This window comes from Arthrobacter sp. Y3223164 (assembly GCF_059091005.1).
The window spans coordinates 1-3,113 of sequence record NZ_JBNHGF010000332.1; the positions used below are offsets into that span (position 1 = coordinate 1).

At 68.5% G+C, this 3,113-nt stretch carries 3 protein-coding genes; all 3 read right to left on the reverse strand.

What is annotated here, in order from left to right:
- Window positions 1-217: 217 nt before the first annotated feature.
- From era to ybeY, 3 genes are read right to left on the reverse strand one after another with little or no spacing between them, the layout of a single operon-like run.
- Window positions 218-1,159, reverse strand: coding sequence for a GTPase Era (gene era / locus AC5RUJ_RS13515; protein ID WP_494023308.1), 942 nt, complete (start codon window positions 1,157-1,159; stop codon window positions 218-220).
- A gap of 50 nt (window positions 1,160-1,209) precedes the next feature.
- Entirely contained in the window at window positions 1,210-2,544 is a 1,335-nt protein-coding gene (locus AC5RUJ_RS13520) for a hemolysin family protein (RefSeq protein ID WP_494076061.1), read from the reverse strand.
- Window positions 2,545-2,553: 9 nt separating this feature from the next.
- Complete coding sequence (gene ybeY / locus AC5RUJ_RS13525) at window positions 2,554-3,027, reverse strand: rRNA maturation RNase YbeY (protein WP_493978405.1); 474 nt, start codon at window positions 3,025-3,027, stop codon at window positions 2,554-2,556.
- Between the last annotated feature and the right edge of the window lie 86 nt (window positions 3,028-3,113).

Genomic DNA, 3,113 nt, shown 5'->3' on the forward strand with positions numbered 1-3,113 from the left:
CGGCGCGCCGCCGGCCGGTGACCGCGGGGCGGGATCCTGCCCCGCGGACGGCTGTCCCGTCGGGGTCTGCGGGTCATCACCGGAACTGCCGCGATGATCCACGGGATACCCCTCTGCACGGTTGTAAGCCAGATAAAAAAGACGCGGCCAGCCCATCACTGGCCGCTAAGTATTCTACGGGTTGCGGCCGGGGAAAGTTCCCGGCGGCGCCGGAGGCTCAGAAACCGAGCCGCACCAGCTGCTTGGGGTCGCGCTGCCAGTCCTTGGCTATTTTTACGTGCAGGTCAAGGTAGACGCGGGTGCCCAGGAGGCCCTCGATCCCCTTGCGCGCGCGGGTGCCGACGTCGCGGAGCCTCTCCCCGCCCTTGCCGATGATGATGGCCTTCTGCGACGGACGTTCCACGAAGAGGTTCACCCGGACATCCAGCAGCGGGTTGTCGGCGCTGCGGCCTTCGCGCGGAACGATCTCCTCGACCACCACGGCCAGCGAGTGGGGCAGTTCGTCGCGTACCCCCTCCAGCGCCGCCTCCCGGACCAGTTCGGCCACCATCACGGCTTCGGGTTCGTCCGTGAGCTCTCCGTCGGGATAGAGCGGCGGCGACAGCGGCATCTGCCGGACCAGCACATCGGCGACCGTTTGGACCTGGTCTCCCTTGGCGGCGGAAACCGGCACGATGTCGGCGAAGCCGTCCGGGCCGAAGATCTCCGCGCCCAGTGCCGCGACCGCCAGCAGCTGCTCGGCCAGCGCCTGCTTGTCCATCAGGTCCGTCTTGGTTACCAGTGCCACCACGGGCTTGCCGGACAGGGCGGCCAGCTGGTTGGCAATGAAGCGGTCGCCGGGGCCGATCTTCTCGTTGGCCGGCAGGCAGAAGCCGATCGCGTCCACTTCGGCAAGCGTGTCCGCCACGAGGTCGTTCAGCCGCTGCCCCAGCAGGGTCCGGGGCCGGTGCAGGCCGGGAGTGTCCACCAGCACTAGCTGGGCATCCGGCCGGTGCACGATGCCGCGGATGGTGTGCCGCGTGGTCTGCGGTTTGGCGGAGGTGATGGCCACCTTCTGCCCGACCAGCGCGTTGGTCAGCGTGGACTTGCCCGCGTTCGGGCGGCCCACCAGCGACACGAAACCGGCGCGGTAGTCCTTGGGCCAGCCGCTGGACGGCATGGCCACGGCCTTGTCGGTGCTGTTGGCGCCGGTGGCGTTTTCGGGGTTGGTCATCGTTCCCTCTCCGTCCCGGGCATCCGGGCGGGGTCATCGGCGGCGGCAGCGCCGTCGTCGTTGGCGTACTGGTCCCGGGCGGGCGCTTCGTACCAGGCCAGGACATGGCTGACGCGGTTGCGCCGGCCCTCCAGCCGTTCGGCGCGCAGGTGCAGGCCGTCCAGCTCCACTTCGCTGCCGACGATCGGCACCCGGCCGAGGCTTTTGGCCAGCAGCCCGCCGACGGTGTCCACTTCTTCGTCGTCAAGCTCCAGATTGAACAGTTCGCCGACGTCGTCGATACCGGTGCGCGCGCTGACCCGGTACAGGCCGTCCGGCAGCGCCTCGATTTCGGGGCGCTCGGTGTCGTATTCGTCGACGATTTCGCCGACGATCTCCTCGATGAGGTCCTCCAGCGTGACCAGGCCGGCGGTGCCGCCGTATTCGTCGATCACGATGGCCACGTGCGTGGACTCGCGCTGCATTTCCTGCAGCAGCTCGCCGACCGACTTCGACTCGGGCACGTACCGGACCTCGCGGCAGATCTGGTCCACCAGCATGCCGGCGCCGTGGTCCTCCCGGCCGTGGATCCGGGCGGCCACGTCCTTCAGGTAGACGATGCCGCGGATCTGGTCCGCGGTGTCCATGATCACGGGGATCCGTGAATAGCCAGACTGCAGGAACAGCGTCATGGCCTCCTGCAGGGTGGAGCCGGAGTCGATGCTGAGCATGTCCGTGCGCGGCACCATCACCGCCCGGACCTTGGTATCGCCCAGCTCGAAGACGGAGTGGATCAGTTCCGCCTCGGTGTCCTCGATCATGTCGGACTCGTTGGCCCGGTCCACGAGTTCGCGGAACTCCTCTTCGGTGAAGAAGGCCGCGTCGGCGCGGGGCGCGTTAGGGGCCACCGCGCTGCCCAAACGGACCAGCCATTGGGGCACGGGACCGAGGATCGAGCACAGCAGCCTGACCAGCAAGGCGGTGGAAAGCACGACGGCGCCGGCGTGCATCCGGCCCAGTTGCCGCGGGGAGACCCCGACCAGCACGAACCCGACGGCGGCCATGGTGACGGTGGCCAGCAGTCCGGCCAGCCAGATGTTGTCCAGCAGGTCGTGGAACAGCAGGGCGATGGCGACGGCGGCTGCCATCTCGAACCAGACGCGCCAGAAACGCAGCCCGTGCATGTGGGCCGCCGGCGAGGCCAGGATGAGGCGCAGGCTGCGGCTCCGCCCGGAACGCAGCAGGTTTTCGGCGTCGTGGCGCGGCAGGTAGGTAAAGGCGGCCTCGGCGGCGGTCAGCACCCCGGCGAACAGCGTGAAAGCCAGCGTCATGGCGGCGAGTATCCAGAGCATCGCCGGGCTCTACAGGGTGGTTTCGGTGGGGGCTGCCTTGCCGGTGAAGGAGGACAGCAACTGGCGCTGCAGGCCGAACATCTCTTCCTTCTCGGCCGGCTCGGCGTGGTCGAAACCGAGCAAATGCAGGATGCCGTGCGTGGTCAGCAGCAGCATTTCGTCCAACAGGCCGTGGCCGGCCTTCTTTGCCTGCTCCTGCGCCACCTGCGGGCAGATCACGATGTCGCCCAGCACGCCGGGCGGGCCCGGCTTCATCGCGGTGCCGGGACGCAGTTCGTCCATCGGGAAGGACAGCACGTCGGTGGCGCCCGGCTCGTCCATCCACTCGATGTGAAGCCGCTCCATCGCTTCGGTGTCGACCATGATGATGGACAGTTCCGCCTCCGGATGGACGTAGAGCGAGTCCAGCACGAACCGTGCCAGCCGCACCAGCTCTTCCTCGTTGGCGGCGACGGCCGATTCGTTGTTGACCTCGATGCTCATGCTCGATCCTCCGGGCCGGCTTCCACGTCCGTCTTCCGCCTGGCCGCGGGTGCGCGGCGCGGTCCCCGGCCGCCGTCTGAGCGGCG

Bases quoted from the DNA above. Each gene is read 5' to 3' on its own strand.
- era (WP_494023308.1), bottom strand. From the start codon at position 1,159: ATGCCGTCCAGCGGCTGGCCCAAGGACTACCGCGCCGGTTTCGTGTCG.
- AC5RUJ_RS13520 (WP_494076061.1), bottom strand. From the start codon at position 2,544: ATGCTCTGGATACTCGCCGCCATGACGCTGGCTTTCACGCTGTTCGCC.
- ybeY (WP_493978405.1), bottom strand. From the start codon at position 3,027: ATGAGCATCGAGGTCAACAACGAATCGGCCGTCGCCGCCAACGAGGAA.